Source organism: Micromonospora sp. WMMD735, assembly GCF_049178995.1.
Taxonomy (GTDB): Bacteria; Actinomycetota; Actinomycetes; order Mycobacteriales; family Micromonosporaceae; genus Micromonospora; species Micromonospora wenchangensis.
Map to the genome: position 1 here is coordinate 2282790 of NZ_JBMHMJ010000002.1, position 24621 is coordinate 2307410.

The window sequence follows — 24621 nt, forward strand, 5'->3', positions numbered from 1 at the left end:
GCCCCGCCCACGAGGCGGGCCGCCGACGCCCCCGATCCCCTCAACCAGGAGTTCCGTTGACTGAGCGCATCACCGCGGTAGACACGATCGACGTCCGTTTCCCCACCTCCGTGCACCGCGACGGGTCGGACGCGATGAATCCGTTCCCCGACTACTCGGCCGCCTACGTCGTCCTGCGGACGTCGGCGGGCGACGAGGGACACGGGCTGGTCTTCACCGTGGGACGCGGCACCGAGATCCAGGTCGCCGCCGTACGGTCGCTGGCCGCGATGGTCGTCGGCCAACCCGTCGACGAGCTGACCGCCGACCCCGGGGCGCTGGCGCGACGGCTCGTCGGCGACAGCCAGATCCGCTGGCTCGGCCCGGCCAAGGGGGTCGTGCACATGGCCGCCGGTGGCCTGGTCAACGCGGTGTGGGACCTCGCCGCCCGGCGGGCCGGCAAGCCGCTGTGGAAGCTGCTGGCCGACCTCACCCCGGAACAGCTCGTCGCCCAGGTCGACTTCCGCTACCTGCGCGACGCCCTCACCGAGGACGAGGCGCTGACCCTGTTGCGGCGGGCCGCCGACGGCCGGGCCGATCGGGAACGGCGGCTGCTGGCCGAGGGCTACCCCGCGTACACCACCACGCCCGGATGGTTGGGCTACGACGACGAGAAGCTGGCCCGGCTCTGCGCGGAGGCCGTCCGCGACGGCTACCGGCTGATCAAACTCAAGGTCGGCGGTGACCTGGCCGACGACGTACGCCGGATGGGCATCGCCCGGCAGGCCGTCGGGCCGCAGGTCCACCTCGCGGTCGACGCCAACCAGATCTGGGGCGTGCCCGAGGCGATCGGGTGGATGCGGGAGCTGGCCGCGTTCGACCCGTACTGGATCGAGGAGCCGACGTCGCCGGACGACGTCCTCGGGCACGCCGCCGTCCGCAAGGCGCTCAGCCCGATCCGGGTCGCCACCGGCGAGCACGTGCACAACGCGGTGGTGTTCAAGCAACTGCTCCAGGCCGACGCCGTCGACGTGGTGCAGATCGACGCCTGCCGGGTCGCCGGGGTCAACGAGAACCTGGCGATCCTGCTGCTCGCCGCCCGGTTCGGGGTGCCGGTCTGCCCGCACGCCGGCGGGGTGGGGCTGTGCGAACTGGTGCAGCACCTGGCGATGTTCGACTTCGTCGCGGTCAGCGGCAGCACCGAGGACCGGGCCATCGAGTACGTCGACCACCTGCACGACCACTTCGTCGACCCGGTGCGGGTCACCGGCGGGCGCTACCTGGCCCCCACCGCGCCGGGCATGAGCGGGCAGATCCGGCCGGAGTCCCTGGCCGCGTACCGGTTCCCGGACGGCCCGCAGTGGGCCGCCGCCGCCGCGACCCCGGCCCCGGTGACTCCGTGATCATCGACGCGCACCACCACCTGTGGCGACCCGAACGCGGGTACACCTGGCTGGACGCGCCCGGGCTGGCGACCATCCGACGGCCGTTCACCCCGGCGGACCTGACCGCCGAACTCGCCGCCGCCGGGGTCACCGGCACCGTGCTGGTCGAGGGCGGGCGCTGCCATCGCGACGAGGCCGCCGAGTTCCTCGGCTACGCCGCCGACACCGCGCCGATCCTGGCGGTGGTGGCCTGGCTCGACGTCGCCGCCGACGACGTGCCCGCCACCGTGGCCCGTTACCGCCAGCTACCTGGCGGGGGGTACCTGGCCGGCGTCCGCTCGCAGGTGCAGGGCGAGCCGGACCCGGACTACCTGGACCGGCCCGACGTGCGGCGCGGGCTCGCCGCGCTCGCCGACGCCGGGCTCGCGTTCGACCTGGTGATCCGCGCCGACCAGCTACCGGCGGCGGCGCGGGCGGCCCGCGCGGTGCCGGGGTTGCGGTTCGTCCTGGACCACCTGGGCAAGCCCCGCATCGACGAGGGCGACGTGGGGCTGCGGAGCTGGCGCGGCCCGCTGGCCGCCCTCGCCGCCAACCCCAACGTCACCGCGAAGCTGTCCGGCCTGGTCACCGAGGCCGCCCCGACGTGGACCCCTGACGACCTGCGCCCGTTCGTCGCGGTGGCCGTCGCCGAGTTCGGCGCCCAGCGGCTGATGTTCGGCTCGGACTGGCCGGTCTGCCTGCTCCGGTCGGACTACCCCGGGGTGCTGCGGGCGTTGACGGCGGCGCTGCCACCGCTGTCGGAGCGGGAACACCGGGAGATCTTCGCCGGCACCGCCGTACGCACCTACGGCCTGGCCGACCGGGTCGGCGCGACCCGCCCGGCGGGGCCCGCGTGAGGCCGGCCGGGTCAGGCGGCCCCCACCTTGGCGGCCAGCACCGTCCGCAGCCACGCCTCGGAGGTGTTGACGTGCATCAACGCGCTCGCCTGGGCGAGCAGTTGGTCACGCGAGCGCAGCGCGCGGTAGATCGCGTGGTGCTCGTCGATGGTGGTGTGCGCCGCGTTGCCCTCGATCAGCCCGCGCCACACCCGGGCCCGCAGGGTACGGCTGGACAACCCGTCCAGCAGCGAGGTGAGGGTCTCGTTGCCGGTGGTGGCGACGACGGTGTGGTGGAACGCCGTGTCGAACCGGATCAGCTTCTCGGCGTCGTCGGCCGCCGCCCGCATCTCCTCCAGGATGCCGCCGAGGTCGTCGAGCTGGGCGTCGGTCATCCGCAGCGCCGCCAGCCCGGTGGCCATCGGTTCCAGCAGCCGCCGGACCTCCATGACCTCCAGCAGGGTGTCGTCGCGCAGCAGCTCCACCGCGACCCCCAGCCCCTCCAGCAGCAGCCGGGGGGCGAGGCTGGTGACGTACGTCCCGTCGCCCCGGCGGACGTCGAGCACCCGGGCCGACTCGAGGACCTTCACCGCCTCCCGGACCCCGCTGCGCGACAGGCCCATCTGCTCGGCCAGCTGCGGCTCGGGGGGCAGTCGGGCACCCGGCGGCAGTTCACCGCTCTGGACCATGCTCCGGATCTTGGCGATCGCGTCGTCGGTCAGTGCCATCACGTCCCCCTCCGGCCGGCCGGTCGCGCGTCGTCCCGGCCGCTGCGGCTGAGGCGGCCGGCGGCGACCCCCACCAATATAGAGACATCCGATGTTTTCCCTGACGGCGGCCGTCCCACGGTCCGCCGCCGTGGACCGGCGGCCACCACCCGTACCGGAGGGGCGTGACGTGCAGCGCTACGGCTGGTTGATCCGGCTCCGACCGGAGCAGCGCGAGACCTATCTGCGCCTGCACGCCGCCGTGTGGCCCGACGTCGAACGCACGCTGCGCGCGGCGAACATCCGCAACTACAGCATCTTCCTGCACGGCGACCTGCTCTTCGGCTACTACGAGTACGTCGGCGAGGACCACGACGCCGACCAGCGGCGCATCGCCGCCGACCCGCGCACGCAGGAGTGGTGGACGTTGACCGACCCGTGCCAGGAGTCGGTCGCCGAGCCCGGCTCGGGGCACTGGTGGGCGCCGATGCGGGAGGTCTGGCACCTGTCCGAGGAGGAGTCGTGAACCACAGCGCGCACTACGTCGGCGACCACACCTTCGTCGTCGAGCGGACCGCAGTCGTGCCGCCCGGCCCCGGCCAGGTGCGCATCGACGTCGCGTACACCGGGATCTGCGGCACCGACCTGCACGTGGCGCACGGCGCGATGGACCAGCGGGTCCGGCCGCCGGCGGTGATCGGCCACGAGATGTCCGGACGCATCGCCGAGGTGGGTCCCGGGGTGCAGGGGCACCGGGTGGGCGACCCGGTGACCGTGATGCCGCTGCAGTGGTGCGGCGACTGCCCCGCCTGCCGGGCCGGCAACAGCCACATCTGCCACCGGCTCACCTTCGTCGGCATCGACTCCCCCGGCGCGATGCAGCGTTCGTGGACGGTGCCCGCACGCATCGTGGTGCCGCTGCCGGCGGACCTGCCGCTGACCCATGCCGCGCTGATCGAGCCGACCGCCGTCGCCGTGCACGACGTACGCCGGTCCCGGCTGACCGCCGGGGAACACGCGGTGGTCGTCGGTGCCGGGCCGGTCGGCCTGCTCATCGGGACGGTCGCCCGGGCACGGGGGGCCGAGGTGACGGTGCTCGAACCCGACCCGCGCCGTCGGGCCCTCGCCACCGAACTCGGGCTGCGTACCGTCGACCCGGCGACGGTCGACGTCGCCCGGCACGTGCACGAGACGACCGGTGGGGCCGGGGCGGCCGTGGCCTTCGAGGTGTCCGGGTCCGCCGCCGGGGTCCGTACCGCGACCGACCTGCTCGCCGCACGCGGCCGGCTGGTCGTCGTGGCGATCCACCCCACCCCCCGGGAGGTGGACCTGCACCGCGTCTTCTGGCGCGAGCTGGAGCTGATCGGGGTGCGGGTGTACGAGCGGGAGGACTACACCGAGGCCGTCCGGCTGGTGCACGCCGGGCTGGTGCCCGCCGGGCGGCTGATCACCCGGGTCGTGCCGTTGCCCGAGGTGGCCGAGGCGTTCCGGGCGCTCGCCGCCGGTGGCGAGGTGAAGATCCTCGTCGACTGTGGCGTCACGGGGTGAAGCCCGGCCGTGTGATGATCGGCGGGTGCGGGTGGTGCTGGCGACCGATGCGGGGCACCCCGGGCGGACCAACGAGGATTTCGCCGGGGCGGTGCCGGCCGGCCTGGTGCTGGTCGACGGCGCGGGCGGCGTCCCCGGGGCCGGCGAGGTCTGCCGGCACGGCGTGGCCTGGTACGCCCGACGGCTCGGCGGCGCGCTGCTGGGCGGGCTGTCGACGGGCGGGAGCCTGCGGTCGGTGCTGGCCGAGGGCATCGGGCAGGTCACCGACGCGCACCGGGGCACCTGCGACGTCACCCACCCGAGCAGCCCGCACGCGGCCGTGGCCGTGCTGCGGTGCGCCGGCGGGCTGGTCGAGCACCTGGTCCTCGGGGACGCGGTGGCGGTCGTCGGCCGGGTGGCCGGCGGGCCGCTCGTCGCCCACGACCCCCGCGAGGTGGTGATCGCCCGGTCCTTCGAGCAGCGGCTGGTGGGCGTCGCCGAGGGCAGCGGGGAGCACCGCCGGTTGCTGGCCGAGCTGCGGGGGCACCGCAACGCTCCGGGCGGTTTCTGGGTGGCCAAGGACGATCCACGGGTGGTCGACGAGGCGGTCACCGGCGACTGCCCGGCGGCCGGGGTGACGGTGGCGGCGCTGCTGAGCAACGGGGCGAGCCGGCTCGTGGACACCTTCGGGCTCACCGACTGGGCGGGCCTGCTGCGCCTGCTGGACACCGCCGGGCCGGGCGGGATCATCCGCCGGGTCCGGGCGGCCGAGGCCCGGCACGGGGTCGCCACCGACGACGCGACGGTGCTCGGGTGCCTCGGGACGGAACCGGCCGCCGACGGCTGAGCCACCCGGCCCACCGGTCCGGGTGCGGACCACCGGACATGGCCGGTTCGACCACGAACCTGTGCCATCGGGATACTTGTATACTCTGGTCCGCCGACCTAACAGCCCCTGGCAGAGAAGCAGTGAGCGGACCAGCAGCGAGCAAACCCCAGGTGAGCAGCAGGTCGGTCGTTCTCGACGCGATCCGCGCGGCCGGCACGATCAGCCGGGTCGGCCTGATCCGGGCCACCGGCTTCACCGCGCCGACCATCTCCACCCTGGTCCGCAAGCTGATCAACGAGGACCTGGTGGTCGAGACCGGCCACGCCAAGTCGACAGGCGGCAAGCGGCGGGTCCTGCTCCAGCTCAACCACGCCTCCCGGTACGCCGTCGGCGTCCACCTGGACCACGGCGTCATCACGTACGCCCTGACCAACCTGGGCGGCACGGTGGTGGCCCGGATCTCCCGCCCGGGGGCCGGCGCGCAGGAGCCGGCGGCGGTGGTCGCCCGGATCGCCACCGAGATCGCCGCGCTGATCGACGGGGTCGGGGTGGAGCGGGACCGCATCCTCGGCGTCGGCCTGGTGTTCCCCGGGCCGGTCAACGCGACCCGGGGCATGGGTGGCCCGCCGGACGTGGGGCTCGCCCCCGCCATGCGGCAGTGGAACGGGTTCCCGCTGGGCGCGGCGCTGGAACAGGTGACGGCCCTGCCGGTGGCGCTGGACAACGACGCGACCGCGGCGGCGCTGGGCGAGCACTGGACGGGCGGGTTCGGCACGGCGGCCTCGGCCGCCGCCCTCTACATGGGCACCGGCATCGGCGCGGGGCTGGTCATCAACGGCAGCACCTACCGGGGGCCGAGCGGCAACGTCGGCGAGTTGGGGCACGTGTGCGTGTCGGCCGACGGGCCCCGGTGCTGGTGCGGGGCGCGGGGCTGCGTGGAGGCGCTGGCCGGGCCGGCCGCGGTGGTCGCCGCCGCCCGGTCGGAGCCGGCGACGGCACGGGCGGTGGGTTTCACCCCCGGCGTCCGCCGGCCCTCGGTGGTCGCCGACTTCGCCGCGATCAGCCGGGCCGCCCGCCGGGGCGAGCCGCACGCGCTGGCGTTGCTGGAGCGGTCGGCCCGGCACGTCGGGACCGCCGCCCGGACGCTGGCGAACCTGATGGACCTGGAGGTGCTCGTGCTGACCGGGCCGAGCCTGGCCACCGCCGGGTCGGTGTACCTGCCGATCGTCCGGCACGAACTGCGCGCCTGCTTCGCCCGGGGCACGCACACCGTCGACGTCCGGCTCTCCCGTTCCGCCGCGACGGCCTCGGCCGTCGGCGCGGCCGCGCTGGTCCTCGAATCCGAGCTGGTCCCGCCGGGGCACGGGCCACGCCCACCCGAGCAGGTGGCCGGCCAGCGGGTCCGGCTCACCGAATCGGCAGGCTGAGGGACCCGGGGGTACGCGATGGACGACACGTGGCGCACGAGCGCGGTGGGGCTGGTGCTGGCCCGGCCACCCCGCCTGCTCGGCACCGAGCCGTTCTTCATGGAGTTCATCGCGGGCATCGAGGAGCGGCTGGCCGCGCACGGCCGGTCGGTGCTGCTGCACGTCGTCGCGCACCACGACGCCGAGATCGCCGCGTACCGCCGGTGGGCGCGACAGCGGCTGGTCGACGCGGTCGTGCTGGTGAACCCGTCGGTCGACGACCGCCGGCCGGCGGTGCTGCGGGACCTGCGGCTGCCCGTGGTGGTCGCGGGTGAGCCCACCGGCGACAACCCGGCGGTACGCCGGGACGACGCCGGGTCGATGCGGGCGGCCCTGGCGCACCTGGTGGCCCTGGGGCACCGGCGGGTGGCCCGGATCAGCGGACCGGACGCGCTGCTGCACACCCGGACCCGTACGGCCGCGATGCTGACGGCGGCGGCGGAGTCGGCCGTGCACGCCGTGGTGGTGGCGGGTGACTACTCGGCGGAGTCGGGGGCGCGGTTGACCACCGGGTTGCTGGACGGGCCCGAACCGCCCACCGCGATCATCTACGACAACGACCTGATGGCGGTGGCGGGCCTGCACGCGGTCACCGAGCGGGGTCACCGGGTGCCCCGGGACGTCAGCCTGATCGCCTGGGACGACTCCAGTCTCTGCCGGCTGGCGTCGCCCGCGCTGACCACGATGAGCCTCGACGTGCACTCGTTCGGCGAGTCGATCGGTGAGGCGGTGCTGCGGCTGGTCGCCGGCGAATCGGTGCCGCAGCGCTGGTGTGCAACCGAGACGGTGGTCGCCCGGGGCACGACCGGCCCGCCCCGGTAGCACGGGGATGCGTTCCGCCTGGCGATCCGTCGAAACGGCATCGATGCGCTTGACTTAGTAAGGCGAATAAAGAAAGCTCGCAGGCGCGCTCCCATCGACGCTCCCCTCTATGCCTAGGAGAGCTTCATGACACGTCGTCATGCCCTGCTGGCGGCGACAGCCGCCGGCACGCTGGTGGCCGCCAGCCTGACCGCGGCCACCCTGCCCGCCTCGGCCGCCGCCTCGGGCTGTGCCGTCACCTACACCGTGCAGAGCCAGTGGAACGGCGGATTCAGCGGCAACGTCGCCATCACCAACCTCGGCTCGGCGCTGGCCGACTGGACGCTGACGTTCGACTTCCCGGACACCGACCAGCGGGTCACCCAGGGCTGGAGCGCCACCTGGTCGCAGTCCGGCGCCCGGGTGTCGGCGGCCAGCATGAGCTGGAACAGCGCGCTGAACACCGGCGCGTCCACCACGATCGGCTTCAACGGCGCGTGGAACGGGACCAACCCCGTACCCACGTCGTTCGCACTCAACGGGACGACCTGCACCGGCGTGGTCGGCCCGACGACACCCCCGCCCACGACGCCGCCGCCGACCACCCCACCGCCCACCACGCCGCCACCCACCACTCCCCCGCCGACCACCCCGCCACCGACCACCACCCCGCCGCCGGGCGGGGCCGCGCCGAGCCTGCGGGTGTCGGGCAACCGGCTGGTGACCGCCGCCGGGGCGACCTACCGCCTGCTCGGCGTCAACCGGGCCAGCGGCGAGTTCGCCTGCGTGCAGGGCAAGGGCATGTGGGACAGCGGGCCGGTCGACCAGGCCTCCGTCGACGCGATGAAGGCCTGGAACATCCGCGCGGTGCGCATCCCGCTCAACGAGGACTGCTGGCTCGGGCTGTCCGGGTCGCCCAGCGGCCCCGCCTACCAGCAGGCGGTCAAGGCGTACGTGAACCTGCTCGTCGCCAACGGGATCAACCCGATCCTCGACCTGCACTGGACCCACGGCCAGTACACCGGCAACATCTCGGCCTGCACCGACGTGAACGCCACCTGCCAGAAGCCGATGCCGAGCAGGCAGTACACGCCCCAGTTCTGGACCGGGGTCGCCACCGCGTTCAAGGGCAACGACGCGGTGCTGTTCGACCTGTTCAACGAGCCGTACCCGGACGCCGCCAACAACTGGTCGGACATGACGGCCGCGTGGCGCTGCCTGCGTGACGGCGGCACCTGCACCGGCATCGAGTACCCGGTGGCCGGCATGCAGAGCCTGGTCGACGCCGTCCGCGCCACCGGGGCCACCAACGTCCTGCTGGTCCCCGGTCTGACCTGGACCAACGACCTGACCCAGTGGTTGGCCTACAAGCCGACCGACCCGCGCAACAACATCGTCGCCTCCTGGCACTCGTACAACTTCAACGCCTGCGTCACCGAGACCTGCTGGGACACCCAGATCGCGCCGGTGGCCGCGCAGGTGCCGGTGCACGCCGGGGAGATCGGCCAGGACACCTGCGCCCACGACTACATCGACAGGTTGATGACCTGGCTGGACAGCAAGCGGCTGGGCTACACCGCGTGGACCTGGAACCCGTGGGGTTGCAGCGGCGGCAACGTGCTCATCGAGGACTACAACGGCACCCCGACCAAGAGCTACGGGGAGGGCTACCGCGCCCACCTGCTCTCCGTGACCCCGTAACCGACCGCCCGACCGGCCCGTGGCTGTCCCGGCCAGCCGGGACAGCCACGGGTCAGCGCGACACCACCGCCCTCGGCGTGGCGGTGGTGTCGCGCGGCCCCGTGCCGGGCGGCCCGACGGTCAGGAGCAGTTTTTGCCCTTGTTGATGCAGGTGGCGATGCGCTGCATGGTCTGGGCGGAGTTGACGTTGACGAAGTCGTTGTGGTCGGAGAACGGGTTGTGGTTCTCCTCCGGGAACGAGTCGAGGGCGTACTGGCCCTTGAGCTGCACGTCCCGGGGGATGTCGTAGCCGACGGTGATCCTCAGCTGCGGGATCGCCCGGAAGCCCTGCGGGCAGGCGCCGGTGGCCCGGTCGGCGAACGCGACGTGGTTGCGGTGGTTGTCGCTGTCGACGTTGCGGCCGTCCCAGCAACCGGGGAAGTCGTGCACCCGCTGCACCTGGCTGCCGGCGGGGCAGATCGGGTACTTGTCGGCCAGCCGGTCGGCGAAGCCCGAGCAGGTCCAGGTGGCGCGGGCGTTGGCCGGGCCACGGCTGGTGGGCTTGGCGTCACCGGTGAGCGCCCGGAGGAACTTCGGCATCGGCACCACCTTGCTGGCGGGGTTGCCGCGGTACTCGATCAGCACCTGCGCCGGGCGGACGATGCCGCCGGTGTTGCCGGGCAGTTCCAGGTCGGGACCCTGCGGGTCGGGCAGCGCGGTGGCGGTGGCAGGCGCAGCGGTCGTGGGTGCGCTGCCCGGGGTGCCGGGGGCCTGGTCCAGGGTGCAGGTGGCGAACGCGTCGAGGCCCTGCGGGCGGGCGGCCTGCCTGCCGATCGCGATGGCGATCCGGTCGAGCACCGCGATCCGCTTGGCGCGCAGCGGGCCGAGGATGGCGTTGTCGACGAAGGCCGGGCCGCCCTGGCCACGGCTGGTGACGAGGCGTTCGTTGGCCTCGGATAGCTGCCTGTCGAGTTCGTCGAGGTTGCGGTTCACCTCGGCGAGCGCCCCGGCCGGGACTCCTGGCAGCTTGTCGCGCACCGTCGGGCACTGGATGCGCGGGTTGGCCGCCTGGGCCGCCGTGACGCTGGCGCGGTGGGCGCCGGCGGGCATCCGGGCGTGCATGTCGTCGTAGCTGACGTCGCACTCGACCAGCGAGACCAGGCCGGGCTGGTTGCCGCCGGCGGCGGTGACCGTGCTGCTGATCTGCCTGATCGTCGCGGCGCGGCGGGCCCGCAACGTGTCGGTGACCTCCCGGTTGAACGCGGCGTCGATGCGGCCCCGGCTGGCGGTCATCCGCTGGTTCGCGGCGGCCTGCTGGCGGTCCAGGTCGGCGAGCAGCCGGTCGACGGTGCCCCGGGCCCCGGTGGGGACGGCGCGCAGCCGCTTGCCGACCGAGGGGCAGACGACCATCGGCTGGGTCTGGGCGAGGGCCTGCCGCACCTGGTCGTCGTTGCGGACGCTCCGGTCGATGCGCACCACCGGCCAGAAGTAGGACGACTTGTCGCCGTTGCGGCAGGTGGTGCCGGAGGCGTCCAGGTCGGCGTTGGAGGAGTTGGCGGTGATCGCCAGGTTGCCGACGAAGTCGTGGACGTGTTCCGCGCCGTTGCGGATGCCGGGTTGGGCCACCGGGTTGTCCGGGCTGAACTTGCCGTTGCCGTTCGTGCCGCAGTCCACGGTGAACCGGCCGGTCGACGCGCCCGCCGCCGGCTGCGGGACGCGCACGTTCGGCGGCACCTTCTCGATCGGCACGAACTGGTCCAGGCTGGTGGCGGCGTCCGCGGTGCCCCGGCCGCCACCGGAGACGAAGGTGACGGTGAGCGCACCGGTGGCCGCCAGCACCAGCGCGGCCAGAGCGATCCGGGCCGGCCGGGTGTGGACCAGCGGGGTCCCGTCGGGTCTGCGGTTCATCGGAATTCTCCTCCAAGCCGGAAACCGGCTCCGGTGATGTGCTGTCTGCCGGGGGTACGGCCCGGCGGGTGGGCAACGGTCACCGTCGGCCGGGTACGTCATGGTTCGGTAAGAAGTCCCGACCCGGCCGGGCACAACCGGACGCGGCGGCCGGGTGACGGGGTCACCGGCCGCCGCGGGTGCCCGGCGTCGTCGAAGGGTGGGGAGGCGGTGGGCTACCAGGTGGTCAGGAGCAGGTGGTTGACCGTGAGCGCGACCGCCGCCTGCACCACGAGCCAGCCGCGCCGGTCGGCCGCGGGGATCAGGGCGGCGCCGGCTGTCAGCCAGACGGTGAAGGGCAGCCAGATGCGTTCCACCTCGGCCTTGCTGTAACCGGACAGGTCCGCCGCGACGATCATCACGGTGGCGGCGAGCGGCAGCAGCCAGGCGGCGTGCTCCGCGTCCGGCCGCCGCGCCGCGAGGGCCCGCCGGCCGGCCGGCACCGCCCGCCGCAGGATCACCGCCGCCACCGGGCCGGCGGCCACCACGACCAGCGCCAGGTCGGCCCAGACCCAGTAGCCGTACGCCCGGTCGGCGGCGATCCCCTGGTAGTAGCGTTCGACGACCAGGTGGTAGCCGGTGGGCCACCAGAACCCGGCGGCGGTGAACCCGGCGACGACCGGCAGCGCCCCGACGAACGCCCACCCCACGGTGCGCCGGTGCCGGCCGGCCAGCACGACGACCGCCAGCGCGAGCGGAGCCATCAGCACCAGCCCGTACGACAGGTAGCAGCCGGACGCCAACAGGGCCCCACCGGCGAGGGCCGCCACCGCACGCCCCCGGGTGAGGCCGTGGGCCAGCAGGGCGATCCCGGTGGCGGTCACCCCGGCGAACAGCCCGTCGGCCGACACCCCGGCCCAGACCGCCCCGGGGAACAGCACCACGAACGGCAGCACCGCGCGGGCCGCCGCCTCGGTGCCGAGCAGTCGTACGGTGTGCGGCACGGCGACGGCGACGAGGCCCGCCACCAGGATGCACAGCGCCCCCGCCCACCCCCCGCCGGACAGCCCGGCCCGGTCGAGCCCGACGAAGACGAGCAGCGCCCCCGGCGGGTGGCCGGAGACGTGGGTGGTCCAGGAGTCCGGTTGCCCGTCGAGGATCCGACCGGCGAAGCCGGCCAGCATGGCGGGGACGTCGGTGACGCCGGGCACCTCGTGCAGGTATTCGTGGCGGGTGGTCAGCCGCCCGGCGACGCCCCGGTGCCAGCCGTCGACCAGGGCCAGCGACAGCGTCCAGGCCACGGCGGTGAGGTAGCCGAGCGCGAGCAGCGGCCGCCAGGGCAGCCGGGCGGCCACCGCCGGCCCGCGCCAGCAGACCAGCGCGGCCACCAGCAGCGCCGCCGGGGTGCCGATGCCGACGTGCGGCAGCCACTGCGCGAACAGCGGCGCGGCGCTGGCGTGCACCGGGTGGCCGAGCAGGTAGAGCACCCCGCCGGTGACGGCGGCCACCGCGAACAGGCCGACGGCGGCAGCGGCGGCGAGCACGTCGGCACGCGGCGGGCGACGGCGCGGGCCACCGTCCGGCTCCGTTCGGAGTCCTCCTGCGCCCTCGGGCGGAGCCGGACGGTTGCCGGGGGTGCCGCTCAACCGCGCAGTGGGGCGTGGGCGAACTCGGCGATCCCCTCGGCGAGTCCCACGGCGGCCCGGAACCCGAGTTCGGTCTCCGCCCGGGCGGGCGAGGCGACCACGTGCCGCACGTCGCCCAGCCGGAACTCGCCGGTGACCACCGGCGGCGGCCCGTCGGCGGCGCGGGCCAGCTCCGTGGCGACCTCGGCGATGGTGACCGGCCGGCCGGAGGCCACGTTGTACGCCCGCCAGCCGGTGCCGGTGCCGGTCGCGTCCAGCGCGGCGAGGTTGGCCGCCGCCACGTCGCGGACGTGGACGAAGTCGCGGCGCTGGCCGCCGTCCTCGAAGACCCGGGGCGCGCGGCCGGCCTGCAGCGCGGACCGGAAGATCGCCGCGACCCCGCTGTACGGGGTGTCGCGGGGCATCCCCGGCCCGTAGACGTTGTGGTACCGCAGCGCCACCACCGCGCCACCGGTCTGGCGCGCCCACGCGGCGGTCAGGTGCTCCTGGGCGGCCTTGCTGGCGGCGTACACGCTGCGCGGATCCAGCGGATCGTCCTCGTCGACCAGCCCCGGGGTGAGCGGGGCGGCGCAGCGCGGGCAGGTCGGCTCGTACCGGCCGGCGGCCAGGTCGGCGACGGTACGCGGCGCGGGGCGCACCGGACCGTGCCCGGCGCAGGCGTACGCGCCCTCGCCGTAGACCACCATGGAGCTGGCCAGCACCAGCCGGTGCACGCCCGCCCGGGCCATCGCGGCGAGCAGCACGGCGGTGCCGAGGTCGTTGCAGCCGACGTACTCCGGCAGGTCGTCGAGGTCGACGCCGAGGCCCACCATGGCGGCTTGGTGCACCACCGCGTCGACCCCGTCGGCCAGGACGGCGGCGAGGGCCGGCCGGTCCCGGACGTCGAGCCGGACGAGCGGTGCGCCCGCCACGGTGTCCGGCAACGGTCCGCGGTGCGCGCCGGGGTGGCCGGAGTCCACCACGGTCACCCGGTGGCCGGCATCGTGCAGGGCGGTCACCACATGGGTGCCGATGAAACCGGCACCGCCGGTGACGAGTACGTGGGTCACCCGCCGACGGTAGGGCCGGTGACCGCCGTCGTACGCCGGCCGCGACCAGCCGTCAGGGGTTCGTAAGAACTGCGCGGCGGCCGGGGATTCCGTCATCGTCAGGTAAGAATTTCCGGGCCGGTGGTGCCCTAGCGTCCCGCTGCATGACCGATGTGGTTCTTCCCTGCCGCGACGAGGCCCCGGCCCTGCCCGACCTGCTGGCCCGGATGCCGGCCGGCTACCGGCCGATCGTGGTGGACAACGGCTCGACCGACGGGTCGGCGGCGGTGGCCCGGGCCTGCGGGGCCGAGGTGATCAGCGTGGCCGAGCCCGGGTACGGCGCGGCCGTGCACGCCGGGGTGCTGGCGGCCGACCCGGTCGACGGGGTGGTGTGCGTGCTGGACGCCGACGGGTCGTTCGACCCGGCGCAGCTGCCCCGGCTGGCCGATCCGGTCCGGTCCGGCGCGGCGCACCTGGGCACCGGCCGGCGTCGGCCGACGGGACGTGGGGTGTGGCCGTGGCACGCCCGGGTCGGCAACGCGGTGCTGGCCCACCGGCTGCGCCGCACCACCGGCCTCGACGTGCACGACATCGGGCCGATCCGGGCCGTCCGCCGCGACGACCTGCTGGCGTTGGGGCTGCGCGACCGCCGCTTCGGTTACCCGCTGGAGCTGCTGATCGCGGCCGGCCGGGCGGGCTGGCGGGTGGTGGAGGTCGACGTCGACTACCACCCCCGGGCGGCCGGTACCCGGTCGAAGGTGACCGGCACGGTGCTCGGCACCGCCCGCGCCGTGCGGGACATGGGCACGGTGCTGGCCCGGTGAACGCCCACCGTCCACCGGCCGCCCTGCGGGTGCTGGTGCTGGCCAAGACGCCGGTGCCCGGCCGGGTCAAGACGCGGCTCTGCCCGCCCTGCACCCCGGCGCAGGCCGCCCGGGTCGCCGCGGCAGCCCTGGCCGACACCCTGGACACCGTCGGCACGGCCACCGTCGACGCCCGGGTGCTGGTCGTCGACGGTGACCTGCCGGCCCCGCCGGGCTGGACGCGGCTCGCCCAGCGCGGTGGCCCGCTCGCCGACCGGCTCGCCCACGCGTTCGTCGACACCCGTACGGCGGGCGCGGCGACCCTGCTGGTCGGCATGGACACCCCGCAGCTCACCGCCGCGCACCTGGACACCGCGCGGGACCTGCTCGGCCGGGCGGACGGGCCGGACGCGGTGCTCGGGCCGGCGGACGACGGCGGCTGGTGGACGCTGGGGCTGCGCGACCCCGGCCACGCCACGGTGCTGCGGACGGTTCCCACCTCAGTGGCGAGCACCGGCGCGCGCACCCTGGCCGCGTTGCGCCGCCGGGGCCTGCGGGTGCACCTGCTGCCCCGGCTGCGGGACGTGGACACCGCCGTCGACGCCCACGCGGTGGCGGCGCTGTGCCCACCGGGCAGCCGGTTCGCCCGCGCGGTCGCCGTCGACGTCCCGTCGCCCACGGCGGTGGCCTGATGAACGCGGTGGCGCTGTTCGACGCCGCGTTCGACCGTGCCGCGTCGGGTGTCCCCGCCGCGTTCACCGCCCGGCATCCCAGCGGCGGGGTGCTGCGGTTCGACCCGGCGCTCTGGTGCCGGGACGCCGTCGCCGGGGACGCGTCGCTGCTGGCCCGCTGCACCGGACCCACCCTCGACGTCGGGTGTGGACCGGGCCGGCTCACCGGCGCGCTGATCGACGCCGGGCGGCCCGCGCTCGGCATCGACGTCAGCGCCACCGCCGTCCGGTTGGCCCGGCGGCGCGGCGCGGTGGCCCTGCGCCGGGACGTGTTCGGGCCGGTGCCGGGGGCCGGGCGGTGGCGGCACCTGCTGCTGGCCGACGGCAACGTGGGCATCGGCGGCGACCCGGACCGGCTGCTGCGCCGGTGCCGCCGGCTGCTGGCCGCCGACGGTCGGCTGCACGTCGAGTGCGCGCCACCCGGCACGCCGGCCTGGTCCGGCACGGCCACGGTGCGGACGCCGGACGGTGCGGACGGCCCGTTGCCCTGGGCCTGCGTACCCCTGGACGGTCTGTCGACGCTGGCCGGACAGACGGCGTTGCGGGTGCGCGACACCTGGACCGAGGCGGGCCGGTGGTTCGCCACCCTCGGTCCGGCGTGAGCGGCCGGCCGGTGGTGCCGCGGCGGCCCGCCCGACGGTGGTCGGCACCGCCGGCGGCCCCCGACCGGTTCGGGTCCCCGCTGCGGTCGACCCGGCTGACCAGCCAGCTCGGCGTCGCGCTCGGGGTGGCGTTCGCCGTGTGTTTCCTCACCGGGCTGCTCAGCCACCTGATCCAGCATCCGCCGGGCTGGTTGCGGTGGCCGGCCCGGCCGGTGGGGCTCTACCGGTTCACCCAGGGGCTGCACGTGGCGACCGGCCTGGCCACGGTGCCGCTGCTCGGGGCCAAGCTGTGGTCGGTCTACCACCACCTGTTCCGCTGGCCGCCGGTGCGGTCGGTCGCGCACGCGCTCGAACGCGCGAGCGTCGGTGTGCTGGTCGCCGCGGCCCTGTTCGAGGTGGTCGGCGGGGTGTTGAACGTCGCCCGCTGGTACGCGCCGATGCCGTTCTTCTTCACCGCCGGGCACTACCGGGTGGCGTGGCTGGTGGTGGGTGCGCTGCTGGTGCACATCGGGGTGCAGTTGCCGGCGGTCCGGGCCGCGCTGGCCCGCCCGGACGTCGAGTCGCCGCAGGAGCGGCTCAGCCGGCGCGGGCTGCTCGCCGGGGTGGCCGCCGCGGCCGGACTGATCACCCTGACCACGGTCGGGCAGACCGTCCGGCCGCTGTCCGGCCTGGCGGTGCTCGCCCCGCGCCGGCCGGACGTCGGCCCGCAGGGGCTGCCGGTGAACCGGACCGCCCGCCGGGCCGGGGTGGACGTCGGGGATCCGGCGCACCGGCTGGTGGTCGACGGTCCGGGCGGGCGGGTCGCGTTGGATCTCGCCGCCCTGCACGCCCTGCCGCAGCACACCGCCGACCTGCCGATCGCCTGCGTGGAGGGGTGGAGCGCGACGGGGCGGTGGACCGGGGTGCGGCTGCGGGACCTGGTCGCGCTGGTCGGGGCGGACCCGGACCGGGCGAGCGTCCGCGTCGAGTCGTTGGAGGCGGCCGGCCGCTACCGGGCGTCGACGGTCGGCCCGGCGCACGTGGGTGACCCGGCGACGCTTATCGCGTTGCGGCTAGGCGGGGAACCCCTGCATGCCGACCACGGTTACCCGGCCCGGTTGATCGCGCCGAACCGGCCGGGCGTGCTCCAGACCAAGTGGGTCGGCCGGATCGTCGTGCGGGAGGCGGGGTGAGGACCCGGGTGGCGCTCGTCGCGGCCGGCACCCTGCTCATCGGGTACGCCGTGGCGGGCGCGCTGACCGACCCGGAGCTGGACCCGGCGGGGGTGCTGGTGTTCCTGGCCGGGGTGCTGGTCGGGCACGACCTCGTCTGGATGGCCGGGGTGCTGGCAGTCGGGGCGCTGCTCGCCCGGTTCGTCCCGCGCCGGCACCGGCCGGTGGTGCGGGCCGGGGCGATCGGTGCCGCCGCGCTCACCGTCGTGGCGCTGCCGCTGGTGCTGGGCTTCGGTCGGCCGCCGGACGACCCCTCGGTGCTGCCGCTGCCGTACGGCCGCAACCTCGCCGTGGTGCTGCTGCTCGTCGCCGCCGCGACGGCGGTGGGCTGTCTGCCGGTGGAGCTGCGGCACCGTCGGCGCACGGCCGGTCGGGACGGGGCGGGGCGAGGTCGCGGGCCGACGACGCGAGCACGCCAGGGCGTGTCGATCCACCGTGACCGGGTGCCGCCCGACGATGACACCACCCCACATCAAACGATGCTCGTCGATTATTGACACCCCGGAAACGATCGCTGAGACTTGTCTGCAACACGCAGGCAACAATCAGGGCACCGGTCGCGACGCACCAATGTTAGCGCTAACAGCGATCTCGGCGCGATGTCCCGACCAGAGAGGCCCGATCACGTGACCGACCACTCCCCGACCCGGATCACGTCGCCCTCAGCGGCGTCGCGGCGACACCGTCCGCTCCGCCGGCTGCTGGTCACGCTGGCCGCCGTGGCGACCGCGATGGTCGGCGGCGCGGTCGTCGTGTCGTCCCCGGCCACCGCCGCCACCAGCGGGTTCCGTGGCATGAACTGGGCCGTGCTGGGCGACAACTTCAGCACCGGCCCGCTCGTCGTGCAGGGCCTCAGCGCCTCCGACAGCAACGCGACGGTTCGGGCCAAGGCCAACGCCCTCTACGACGACATGGCCGCCACCATGGGGGTCAACACCGTCCGGCTGCCGATCAACACGCACACCGTCGGGACGGCGTGGTGGGAGGCGTACCGGGGGGCCATCGACGCCGCCACCGCACGCGGGTTCAAGGTCATCCTGGCGTACTGGGAGGACGGCGCGGCCTCCGGTGGCCGGATCACCAACCTCGCCGCCTGGAACGCGATGTGGTCCACGGTGACCAACACGTACGGCACCAACCCCAACGTCTACTTCGAACCGATGAACGAGCCGCACGGTTACAGCTCGGCGGACTGGCGCAACGTCGCGGCGAACTGGCTCAGCTCCCACCCCTCGGCGGTGCCCGGCCGGGTGCTCATCGGCGGCACCGGCTTCAGCCAGGACCTGCGGGACGTCTGCAACGACAGCCGGTTCAACGCGACGCTGCTCTCCTTCCACCACTACGCGTTCTTCTACGGCGAGATGAGCTACGACGCCTTCCGCAGCCACATCCAGACCCGCCTGGGCAACTGCGCCTCCCGCGCCGTCGCCACCGAGTGGGGCGCGCCGATGAACGACGGCCGCAACTACGCCGACGCCAACAGCACCGACAACTTCGTCCGGCACATCCGGGCCATGGCCCAGGTGATGCGGGACAACCAGATGGGCGGCACCTACTGGCCCGCCCTCGGCGGCAAGCCCGGCACCATCGGCTACGACTGGTACTCGATGTACGCGCTCAGCGGCAGCGGCACCGACCTCAACCTGAGCATCCGCAACCCCTCCGGGGCCGACCGGGTCCGCTACGGGTGGGGCGACACCGTCGGCGACGGCCCCACCACGCCGCCCCCGAGCACCGGAACGTACTACCGGCTCACCGTGCGGCACAGCGGCAAGGCGATGGACGTCCAGCAGCCGAACACCGACAACGGCGCGCGGGTCGGCCAGTACACCTACGCCGGCAACGCCTGGCAGCAGTGGCAGTTCGTCGACGCGGGCAGCGGCTACTGGCGCATCGTCAGCCGGCACAGCGGAAAGTGCCTCGACGTGACCAGCGCCTCCACCGCCGACGGTGCCGAACTCATCCAGTACACCTGCGGCAGCGGCACCAACCAGCAGTTCCAGATGGTCACCAACGGCAGCTACTTCCAGCTGCGGGCCCGGCACAGCAACAAGTGCGTGGACGTGCCGGCCTCGTCGACCGCCGACGGCCAGGTGCTCAAGCAGTACACCTGCAACACCGGCGCCAACCAGCAGTGGTCCCGCACTGCCGTCTGACGCCCCGCCCCGACCCGGCCGCCGCACCGACCCGCGCACCCGAGCGGTCGGTGCGGTGGCCGGGTGTCGGGTCTCCCGTGGACGGGTGATCCGCGATCGCGGGGGCAGGCCCTACGGGGCGGGCCGGCTGCCGGCGGCGGGGCCGGGCAGGCGACGGGACAGCTCGCGCCGCAGCCGGTCACGGCCGGGGCTCAGGTAGACCAGTGGAACCCGGATCTCGTACGGCCGGCTCTGCCCGGCGACCGCCCACTCCCACCGGGCCAGCGGGGGGACGGTCCGGTCCGGGTCGGCCGGCTCGACCACCAGGACCGGGTACAGCCGCCCCGTGATCTCCGCGCGGGCGACGTTCGACCACCCGATGACCAGGGTGCGCTCCCCCGGCCCGGTCACCTCGATATGGTCCGCGGTGAGCCGCAGCGGCAGCCGGGGCTGGTGACCGGTGGACGACGGACGGGCCGCCCCGCGCAGGAGCCCGAAGGCCAGGATCCACGCCGCGATCCACAGCCCGTCCCACCACGGGTCACCGGTGGCCAGGTTGACCACCGCCACCACCAGCACCGCCGTCGGCAGGCCCGCCGCCAGGACGGCGACCTGACGCCTGCGGGAGCGCCGGAACTCGATGGTGTGCGGTTCGTCGGCGGCGGTCACCGCAGTGACCTGCCCGGCAGGTCACCGGGCTAAACGGGCCGTCCCGCCGGCGTGCCCGTCAGTGCAGTCGACGCTTCCAGTCCTCCGGTACCCGGCCCTCGGGGCCGGGGGCCGGCTGGTCGGACGGACGCGAGTGCGGCGGGGCCAACTCCGGGCCCTGCGGGTGGAACCGGTCGGCCGGATAGTCCCAGAACCAGTCCTCGCCCGGTTCGAAACTCTGCACCACCGGATGCCCCTCGCCGGTGGCGTGCGCCGTCGCGTGCTGGCCCGGCGACGAGTCGCAGCACCCGACGTGGCCGCAGGCCGCACAGCGACGCAGGTGGAACCACCACCCACCGGACGACTCGCACTCGACGCAGCCGGTCCCGCTGGGCGGGGCTGCCGGATTGATCCCCACCGTGGTCGCGGTGAGCGGCTCGGGCTGATCCTGCACGCGGCGTTCCTCTCGACTCGCCGGCCACGGTACCCGGACCGTCGCCGTGACGGCCCGCCCCGGTTACCCCGGCCGGGTGAGCCGGCCGCCCGGGGCACGATGTGGCGCGGCGACGACAGCAGAATGGAACGGACATCCACGCCACTGTCCGGAGGTACCCGGCAATGTCCCTCACTACCACACGGCCCGGCACCCCGACGGTCGTCCTCGTCCACGGCGCGTTCGCCGAATCGGCGAGCTGGGCGGGGGTGATCGCCGCCCTGGTCGACAACGGCTGTCCCGCGGTGGCGGTGGCCAACCCGCTGCGCGGTGTCCGGCACGACGCCGACTACCTGCGCGCCGTGCTCACCGGGATCGACGGGCCGGTGCTGCTCGTGGGCCACTCCTACGGCGGCATGGTGATCTCCAACGTGCCGGTGGCGGGCACGGGCGTCACCGCGCTGGTCTACGTCGGGGCGTTCGCGCCCCTGGCCGGGGAGAGCGCCGCCGACCTGGCCGGCCGGTTCCCCGGCAGCACCCTGGGCGACACGCTGGCCCCGGTGACGCTGCCCGACGGGGCGACCGACCTCTACATCCGGCAGGACCGCTACCACCAGCAGTTCGCCGCCGACTCGACGGCGGCGCAGGCCGCGGTGATGGCGGTGACCCAGCGGCCGATCACCGAGGCGGCGCTGGGCGAGCCGTCCGGGGAGCCGGCCTGGCGGTCGCTGCCGTCCTGGTTCCTGTTCGGCAGCGAGGATCTCAACATCCCGGTGGCGGCCCACCGGTTCATGGCCGAGCGGGCCGGCTCCCGGCGGACGGTGGAGGTGCCCGGCGGTTCGCACACCGTGGCCATCCCGGAGGCAGGCATGCTGGTCGACCTCATCCGCGAGGCCGCCGGGGCGACCACCACGCCCTGACCACCCGACCGGCCGGCCCGGTGGCACGCCACGGGGTGCCGCTGCGGGGCCGCCGACCGACGCCGGCGACCCCGGGCGGGCCGGCCCCGGCGGTGCTCCCGCGCGCCCCACCGGGCACCGGTCACCCGACCGCACCGGTGCGCCCCCGTTCACCGTCGCCCGGTACCGCCGGGTCACCGTCGCGCCGGCAGGGTCCGCCGGGTGCGCGCCGGACCCGTCAGAGGCCGGCCAGGAGGCCGGCCAGTTCGACCGGCCGGCTGAGCATCGGCCAGTGCCCGGAGTCGATGTCGACCAGGTCGACGTGCCGGGCCTTGGCGAGTTCCGGCAGGTCACCGGCGTCGATCAGGGCCTGCGCCTGGGCCGGGGAGAACTCGGGGCAGACCAGCACGACCGGCACCTCGTAGCGCCGGGTGTCGGTCAGCCGCACGGTCCCCCGAGCGACCCGCTCGGGCACCGGGACGGCGGCGGCGGCGAACTCCCGCCGGGCCCGGTCGTCGAGGTCGGCCGCGTCCGGGCCCTCGAAGGGCGCCCAGCCGGGGAAGGGCATCACGCCGTCCTCGATCGGGAAGAAGTCGGCGTAGGAGTCCCCGTCGGCAGGTGGGAACCCGCCGATCAGCACCACCCTGCGCACCGTCGAGGGCCGGGCGTCGGCGGCCAGCCAGGCCAGGGAGCAGGCGGCCGAGTGCCCCACCACCACCGACCCGCCCGGTGCCGCGTCGACGGCGGCCAGCACCGCGTCGACCTGGTCGTCGAGCGTCGCCGTGGTGTTCCCGTCCCCCTGGCCGGGCAGGCGTACCGCCACCGCGTGCCGGCCGCGCGTCGCCAGTTCGGCCACCACGCCGTCCCACACCGGGGCGTCGAGCCAGAGACCACCGACGAGGACGATCCGTTCATCCGTCATAGGGGTCAACCTAGAGCCGGTTCCGGACGTTTTCCTTCCGGTACCGTCCGTGGCGTGGAGAACGTCAGCCCCACCGCCCGCGCCCTGCGGACGCTCGACATCCTGCGCGACCGGCCCGGCACCACGGCCGCCCAGCTCGCCGCGGGCCTCGGCGTGACCGAGCGGGCCGCGCGCCGCTACGTCGGGGTCCTCCGGGAGGCCGGCATCCCGGTCGAGTCCGTCCGGGGGCCCTACGGGGGTTACCGGCTCGGCCGGGGCGCGCGGCTGCCGGCCGTCGTGTTCACCCAGGAGCAGGTCCTCGGCCTGGTGATGGCCGTGCTCGACGGGCGGCCGGCCGCGAGCGACGCCGACGGGCTGGTCGGTGCCGCGTTGAGCAAACTCATCCGGGCGCTGCCCGACAGCGTCGGACGGCAGGCGGCGGCGCTGCGCACGTACGCGGCGGCCGCCGCCGACCGGCGGGCGGTGCACGCCGACCCGATCACGACGAGCGCGCTGGTCACGGCCGTGGCCGACCGTCGCCGGGTGGCCGTCGGCTACACCACCGAGAGCGGTACGTCGTGGGAGGCCGAGGTCGATCCGTGGGCGGTGGTGGTGCGTCACGGCCGCTGGTACCTGCTGTGCCACTCGCACCGGGCGGACGCGGTCCGCACGTACCGGATCGACCGGATCGGGGCGGTGCGGCACCTGCCGCAGCCGTTCACCCCACCCGCCGACCTCGACCCCGTCGCCACCCTGGAGGCGCACCTCGGCTCCGGGTGGAAGTACCCGACCCGGGTGGTGTTCCACGAGTCCTACGAACGGGTGGCCCCCTGGGTCGGGCCCACGATGGGCCGGCTGGAGCCCGCCGGTGAGCGCTGCGTGCTCACCGGCAGCACCACCAACACCCGGATGTACGCCGGGGAGTGGCTGGCCGCCGTCCCGTTCGGGTTCACCGTCGAGGAGGGGCCCGAACTGCGGGCCGCGGTGGCCGCGCTCGCCGCCCGCCTCACCGCCGCCGTGGCGGACGCCGTCCCGGCGGCGGTGCGGCGGGCGGACGGCGACATCTCGTCGCAGCCCTGCCCCGGTCAGTAGACGAACGGCCAGCCGGCGGTGTCGTAGCCGAGCAGGTTGATGCCGAGCAGCGACGTGCCGTTGTCGGCGTAGTAGTGGTAGACGAGGACCTCGGCGTCGGTGTCGGTGAACACCGCCTGGTGCCCGGGTCCGTGGATGCTGCCGTGCCCGGCGAGCACCTGGGTGCCACCGCCGGCGGTCATCGCCACCCCGTTGCGGTCGACGTACGGGCCGGTGACCGAGGTGGACCTGCCCACCATGACCCGGTAGGTGCTCGCCGCACCCTGGCAGCAGCGGTCGAACGACACCCACAGGTAGTAGTAGTTGCCGTGCCGGACGATCACCGGGGCCTCGATGGCGCCGCCGTTGCGTCCCGCGATGCTGTGCACGGTCGTGTCGGAGCGTTTCCCGGTGGCCGGGTTCAGCGCCACCATCTTGATGCCGGACCAGAACGACCCGAAGCTGAGCCACCACCTGCCGGTGGCGTCGACCACCAGGTTCGGGTCGATGGCGTTGAAGTTGTCGGACGTGCGGGACTCGATCACCAGGCCCTGGTTGGTCCAACTGCCCGACGCGCCGGTGGTGCTGGTGGCCAGGAAGATCGCCGACCGGTTGGAGCCGAACGTGGAGGCGGAGTAGTACAGCCAGTACCGGCCGTCGCGGTAGGTCAGGTCCGGTGCCCACAGGTTACGGCTGCCCCCGGTGTACGTCGTCGTCCACGGTGCGCCGCCGGGGAACACCGTTCCCGCGTTGCGGAACGCGATCCGGTCACTGGAGGTCTTGAGCGCGATGTTGTCGCCGGTGTGCGCCAGCAGGTAGCCGCCACCGGGGCGGATCGCGATCGTCGGGTCGTGCACCCCGACGTCGCCGGTGACCCGGCCCGGGCCGGGGTAGGACGCGGGTGGCGTGGTGGGGGTCGCCGCCACCCGGGGCGCGGCCGTCGACGCCGACGGTGATCCTCCGGCGATGCCGGCGGCCATCAGCACGACCGACAGGCAGACGGACGCCAGCCGGCGGAGGGTGGACGCATTCTGTACGGAGCCGAGCGAAGTGGTCACGACAGTTCCCTGGGTCGGGCGTCGGGCAGCGTGATGCCGACGCGACATCGACAAAAATGTCGGGATCATTGCATTCGTGTTTTCCCCGAAGCTAACGCACACATCGAGGCATGTCAACGTCTGGCGCTACCCTCCCCACCCGCCGACGCTCCCGGGCGGCCCGCGCCGATGGGGTCGCGACGAACCGGCCCGGCGGGCCCCGCACCACGGTGTCGACGCCCGCCCACGCAGCGAGCTTGCCACCGATGTCCGCCCCGGAAGGGGCGGCACGACCCACCACGATGGGACAGGGCCACGATCGGCAAGGAACTGCGAGCTA

24 protein-coding genes are annotated in these 24621 nt (G+C 74.6%); 16 read left to right on the top strand and 8 right to left on the bottom strand.

The features are described from left to right. The first annotated feature begins 56 nt into the window (after positions 1-56). Both ACN268_RS09725 and ACN268_RS09730 read left to right on the top strand, forming a co-directional pair. On the top strand, positions 57-1382 hold the full coding sequence (locus tag ACN268_RS09725; RefSeq protein WP_421482828.1) for an enolase C-terminal domain-like protein: 1326 nt from the start codon (positions 57-59) through the stop codon (positions 1380-1382). Further along, positions 1379-2260, top strand: coding sequence for an amidohydrolase family protein (locus tag ACN268_RS09730; protein WP_421482830.1), 882 nt, complete (start codon positions 1379-1381; stop codon positions 2258-2260). The genes ACN268_RS09725 and ACN268_RS09730 overlap by 4 nt, the downstream gene beginning before the upstream one ends. Positions 2261-2271: 11 nt before the next feature. Here ACN268_RS09730 and ACN268_RS09735 read toward each other — a convergent pair whose 3' ends face one another. Further along, entirely contained in the window at positions 2272-2967 is a 696-nt protein-coding gene (locus ACN268_RS09735) for a FadR/GntR family transcriptional regulator (RefSeq protein ID WP_421482832.1), read from the bottom strand. A gap of 91 nt (positions 2968-3058) precedes the next feature. Between ACN268_RS09735 and ACN268_RS09740 the strand changes: the two genes are divergently transcribed. From ACN268_RS09740 to ACN268_RS09765, 6 genes are all read left to right on the top strand, one after another. Beyond that, complete coding sequence (locus ACN268_RS09740; RefSeq protein WP_421482834.1) at positions 3059-3472, top strand: L-rhamnose mutarotase; 414 nt, start codon at positions 3059-3061, stop codon at positions 3470-3472. Beyond that, a complete protein-coding gene (locus ACN268_RS09745; protein ID WP_421482836.1) occupies positions 3469-4494 on the top strand; it encodes a zinc-dependent alcohol dehydrogenase in 1026 nt (341 codons plus the stop codon). Before ACN268_RS09740 ends, ACN268_RS09745 begins: the two co-directional genes overlap by 4 nt. Positions 4495-4519: 25 nt before the next feature. Then, the gene (locus ACN268_RS09750) at positions 4520-5320 is read left to right on the top strand and encodes a hypothetical protein (protein ID WP_421482838.1); all 801 of its coding nucleotides are present in this window, start codon (positions 4520-4522) and stop codon (positions 5318-5320) included. Positions 5321-5472: 152 nt separating this feature from the next. Then, complete coding sequence (locus tag ACN268_RS09755; protein ID WP_421482840.1) at positions 5473-6729, top strand: ROK family protein; 1257 nt, start codon at positions 5473-5475, stop codon at positions 6727-6729. 18 nt (positions 6730-6747) lie between these two features. Next, complete coding sequence (locus tag ACN268_RS09760; RefSeq protein WP_421482842.1) at positions 6748-7590, top strand: LacI family DNA-binding transcriptional regulator; 843 nt, start codon at positions 6748-6750, stop codon at positions 7588-7590. 126 nt (positions 7591-7716) lie between these two features. After that, positions 7717-9270: a cellulase family glycosylhydrolase gene (locus ACN268_RS09765; protein WP_421482844.1), complete on the top strand. Its 1554-nt coding sequence runs from the start codon at positions 7717-7719 to the stop codon at positions 9268-9270. A gap of 120 nt (positions 9271-9390) precedes the next feature. Here ACN268_RS09765 and ACN268_RS09770 read toward each other — a convergent pair whose 3' ends face one another. From ACN268_RS09770 to ACN268_RS09780, 3 genes are all read right to left on the bottom strand, one after another. Further along, complete coding sequence (locus ACN268_RS09770) at positions 9391-11157, bottom strand: DUF1996 domain-containing protein (RefSeq protein ID WP_421482846.1); 1767 nt, start codon at positions 11155-11157, stop codon at positions 9391-9393. Positions 11158-11372: 215 nt separating this feature from the next. Further along, positions 11373-12680 (bottom strand): hypothetical protein, encoded by a 1308-nt coding sequence (locus tag ACN268_RS09775; protein WP_421482848.1) that lies wholly within the window; start codon positions 12678-12680, stop codon positions 11373-11375. A 98-nt stretch (positions 12681-12778) separates the two neighbouring features. Beyond that, a complete protein-coding gene (locus ACN268_RS09780) occupies positions 12779-13831 on the bottom strand; it encodes an NAD-dependent epimerase/dehydratase family protein (protein WP_421482849.1) in 1053 nt (350 codons plus the stop codon). 143 nt (positions 13832-13974) lie between these two features. Here ACN268_RS09780 and ACN268_RS09785 point away from each other — a divergent pair, with 143 nt between their 5' ends. The 6 genes from ACN268_RS09785 to ACN268_RS09810 all read left to right on the top strand — a co-directional run bounded on the left by ACN268_RS09785 (position 13975) and on the right by ACN268_RS09810 (position 19313). After that, entirely contained in the window at positions 13975-14634 is a 660-nt protein-coding gene (locus ACN268_RS09785) for a glycosyltransferase family 2 protein (protein WP_088646821.1), read from the top strand. Then, positions 14631-15305, top strand: a complete 675-nt coding sequence (locus ACN268_RS09790; RefSeq protein WP_421482851.1) for a TIGR04282 family arsenosugar biosynthesis glycosyltransferase — start codon at positions 14631-14633, stop codon at positions 15303-15305. The genes ACN268_RS09785 and ACN268_RS09790 overlap by 4 nt, the downstream gene beginning before the upstream one ends. After that, positions 15305-15946 (top strand): methyltransferase domain-containing protein, encoded by a 642-nt coding sequence (locus ACN268_RS09795; protein ID WP_421482852.1) that lies wholly within the window; start codon positions 15305-15307, stop codon positions 15944-15946. The genes ACN268_RS09790 and ACN268_RS09795 overlap by 1 nt, the downstream gene beginning before the upstream one ends. Next, positions 15943-17118: a molybdopterin-dependent oxidoreductase gene (locus tag ACN268_RS09800; RefSeq protein WP_421482853.1), complete on the top strand. Its 1176-nt coding sequence runs from the start codon at positions 15943-15945 to the stop codon at positions 17116-17118. The genes ACN268_RS09795 and ACN268_RS09800 overlap by 4 nt, the downstream gene beginning before the upstream one ends. After that, entirely contained in the window at positions 17115-17654 is a 540-nt protein-coding gene (locus tag ACN268_RS09805; protein WP_421482854.1) for a hypothetical protein, read from the top strand. Before ACN268_RS09800 ends, ACN268_RS09805 begins: the two co-directional genes overlap by 4 nt. A 129-nt stretch (positions 17655-17783) precedes the next feature. Continuing rightward, positions 17784-19313, top strand: a complete 1530-nt coding sequence (locus ACN268_RS09810) for an RICIN domain-containing protein (RefSeq protein WP_421482855.1) — start codon at positions 17784-17786, stop codon at positions 19311-19313. Positions 19314-19424: 111 nt separating this feature from the next. Here ACN268_RS09810 and ACN268_RS09815 read toward each other — a convergent pair whose 3' ends face one another. Together ACN268_RS09815 and ACN268_RS09820 are read right to left on the bottom strand one after the other, a co-directional pair. Continuing rightward, a complete protein-coding gene (locus ACN268_RS09815; RefSeq protein ID WP_421482856.1) occupies positions 19425-19961 on the bottom strand; it encodes a hypothetical protein in 537 nt (178 codons plus the stop codon). Between the two features lie 58 nt (positions 19962-20019). Further along, positions 20020-20394 carry a UBP-type zinc finger domain-containing protein gene (locus tag ACN268_RS09820; RefSeq protein ID WP_421482857.1) on the bottom strand — a complete coding sequence of 125 codons (375 nt, stop codon included), beginning with the start codon at positions 20392-20394 and terminating at the stop codon, positions 20020-20022. A 164-nt stretch (positions 20395-20558) separates the two neighbouring features. Here ACN268_RS09820 and ACN268_RS09825 point away from each other — a divergent pair, with 164 nt between their 5' ends. After that, positions 20559-21293, top strand: a complete 735-nt coding sequence (locus ACN268_RS09825; RefSeq protein ID WP_421482858.1) for an alpha/beta fold hydrolase — start codon at positions 20559-20561, stop codon at positions 21291-21293. A gap of 217 nt (positions 21294-21510) precedes the next feature. On the opposite strand, the gene ACN268_RS09830 is transcribed toward ACN268_RS09825, so the two are convergent. Further along, complete coding sequence (locus tag ACN268_RS09830) at positions 21511-22194, bottom strand: alpha/beta fold hydrolase (protein ID WP_421482860.1); 684 nt, start codon at positions 22192-22194, stop codon at positions 21511-21513. Positions 22195-22248: 54 nt separating this feature from the next. Here ACN268_RS09830 and ACN268_RS09835 point away from each other — a divergent pair, with 54 nt between their 5' ends. Continuing rightward, complete coding sequence (locus ACN268_RS09835) at positions 22249-23265, top strand: helix-turn-helix transcriptional regulator (protein WP_421482861.1); 1017 nt, start codon at positions 22249-22251, stop codon at positions 23263-23265. Here the strand turns inward: ACN268_RS09835 and ACN268_RS09840 are convergent. Beyond that, complete coding sequence (locus tag ACN268_RS09840) at positions 23259-24302, bottom strand: arabinan endo-1,5-alpha-L-arabinosidase (protein ID WP_421482862.1); 1044 nt, start codon at positions 24300-24302, stop codon at positions 23259-23261. The genes ACN268_RS09835 and ACN268_RS09840 overlap by 7 nt on opposite strands. Between the last annotated feature and the right edge of the window lie 319 nt (positions 24303-24621).

What these genes read in the sequence shown, in the direction of transcription:
- ACN268_RS09735 (WP_421482832.1), bottom strand. Translation starts at nt 2,967, where the DNA reads ATGGCACTGACCGACGACGCGATCGCCAAGATCCGGAGCATGGTCCAG.
- ACN268_RS09740 (WP_421482834.1), top strand. Translation starts at nt 3,059, where the DNA reads ATGTTTTCCCTGACGGCGGCCGTCCCACGGTCCGCCGCCGTGGACCGG.
- ACN268_RS09760 (WP_421482842.1), top strand. Translation starts at nt 6,748, where the DNA reads ATGGACGACACGTGGCGCACGAGCGCGGTGGGGCTGGTGCTGGCCCGG.
- ACN268_RS09765 (WP_421482844.1), top strand. Translation starts at nt 7,717, where the DNA reads ATGACACGTCGTCATGCCCTGCTGGCGGCGACAGCCGCCGGCACGCTG.
- ACN268_RS09770 (WP_421482846.1), bottom strand. Translation starts at nt 11,157, where the DNA reads ATGAACCGCAGACCCGACGGGACCCCGCTGGTCCACACCCGGCCGGCC.
- ACN268_RS09785 (WP_088646821.1), top strand. Translation starts at nt 13,975, where the DNA reads ATGACCGATGTGGTTCTTCCCTGCCGCGACGAGGCCCCGGCCCTGCCC.
- ACN268_RS09795 (WP_421482852.1), top strand. Translation starts at nt 15,305, where the DNA reads ATGAACGCGGTGGCGCTGTTCGACGCCGCGTTCGACCGTGCCGCGTCG.
- ACN268_RS09825 (WP_421482858.1), top strand. Translation starts at nt 20,559, where the DNA reads ATGTCCCTCACTACCACACGGCCCGGCACCCCGACGGTCGTCCTCGTC.
- ACN268_RS09830 (WP_421482860.1), bottom strand. Translation starts at nt 22,194, where the DNA reads ATGACGGATGAACGGATCGTCCTCGTCGGTGGTCTCTGGCTCGACGCC.